The 1215-nt window shown below is 49.3% G+C and carries 3 protein-coding genes and 1 pseudogene; all 4 read left to right on the top strand.

Features of this window, described 5'->3' with window-relative positions; genetic code table 11:
* Nucleotides 1–123: hypothetical protein (locus tag QMM04_RS22620; RefSeq protein ID WP_282997124.1), on the top strand; the 123-nt coding region annotated here is incomplete at its 5' end.
* Nucleotides 124–265: 142 nt separating this feature from the next.
* On the top strand, nt 266–514 hold the full coding sequence (rpsP, locus tag QMM04_RS22615) for a 30S ribosomal protein S16 (RefSeq protein ID WP_007893313.1): 249 nt from the start codon (nt 266–268) through the stop codon (nt 512–514).
* Between the two features lie 18 nt (nt 515–532).
* The gene (rimM, locus tag QMM04_RS22610) at nt 533–1081 is read left to right on the top strand and encodes a ribosome maturation factor RimM (protein ID WP_282997123.1); all 549 of its coding nucleotides are present in this window, start codon (nt 533–535) and stop codon (nt 1079–1081) included.
* Nucleotides 1078–1215 (top strand): annotated as a pseudogene (locus tag QMM04_RS22605) (tRNA (guanosine(37)-N1)-methyltransferase TrmD); the annotation flags it as partial. The gene rimM and the pseudogene QMM04_RS22605, both read left to right, overlap by 4 nt.

Genomic DNA, 1215 nt, shown 5'->3' with positions numbered 1-1215 from the left:
AACCGTTTACTGAAACAGTTCGACGACATGCAGCGCATGATGAAGAAAATGAAGAAGGGTGGTATGGCCAAAATGATGCGTGGCATGAAAGGTATGATGCCGCCCGGATTCCCCGGTCGCTAAGGCGAGCGGCACACAGCCAGAAAATTAACACGCTCAGGTTGCTTTTTTCGCCAAAATGAGTAAAATTTTCGGGCTTTTTATATTGCGCTCGGGTTCCATCCCTCGATGGAGCCCGAGCGCTTTATTAACTAATGAGGATGTTATGGTTACAATTCGTTTGGCACGTCACGGCGCGAAAAAGCGTCCGTTCTATCAGGTCGTCGTTACTGACAGCCGCAATGCGCGTAATGGTCGTTTCATCGAGCGCGTAGGTTTCTTCAACCCGATCGCTTCTGGTCAGGCTGAAGGTCTGCGTCTGGATCTGGACCGTATTGAGCACTGGGTTGGCCAGGGCGCAACGCTTTCTGATCGCGTTAACGCGCTGATCAAAGAAGCAAAGAAAGCAGCTTAATCTGTCACGGTGGTGAGCATGAGCATTAAACCTGCCGCACAGCTTCCCGTTAACCCAATTGTATTGGGTAAAATGGGCGCCGCTTACGGGATTCGGGGTTGGCTCAAAGTGTTTTCCTCCACTGAAGACGCTGAAAGTATCTTCGACTACCAACCCTGGTTTATTCAGCGCGCCGGTAAATGGCAGCATGTTGAACTGGAAGGTTGGAAGCACCACAATCAGGACCTGATCATCAAAGTCAAAGGCATTGACGATCGGGACGCTGCGGCACAGTTAACCAATTGCGAAATTACGGTTGATTCTGCTCAGCTGCCAGCGCTGGAAGAGGGTGATTACTACTGGAAAGACCTTATGGGTTGCAAAGTGGTAAACCTCGACGGTTACGAAATGGGCAAAGTCATTGATTTGATGGAAACCGGTTCGAACGACGTTCTCGTCGTTAAGGCAAACCTGAAAGATGCATTCGGTGCACAAGAGCGGTTAATTCCGTTTCTTGATGAACAGGTTATCAAGAAAGTCGATCTCTCTACTGGCACTATTGAAGTAGATTGGGATCCTGGTTTTTGATCTCCGGACAATCCGGTAACGTAACGGCGAACGCGATGTGGATTGGTGTTATTAGCCTGTTTCCAGAGATGTTTCGCGCTATTACCGAGTACGGGGTAACTGGCCGGGCAGTAAAAAATGGCCTGCTCAACATT

Source organism: Pantoea sp. Pa-EAmG, assembly GCF_030024295.1.
Taxonomy (GTDB): domain Bacteria; phylum Pseudomonadota; class Gammaproteobacteria; order Enterobacterales; family Enterobacteriaceae; genus Pantoea; species Pantoea dispersa.
This window is presented reverse-complemented; position numbering and strand designations above follow the sequence as displayed.

Bases quoted from the DNA above. Each gene is read 5' to 3' on its own strand.
- rpsP (WP_007893313.1), top strand. From the start codon at position 266: ATGGTTACAATTCGTTTGGCACGTCACGGCGCGAAAAAGCGTCCGTTC.
- rimM (WP_282997123.1), top strand. From the start codon at position 533: ATGAGCATTAAACCTGCCGCACAGCTTCCCGTTAACCCAATTGTATTG.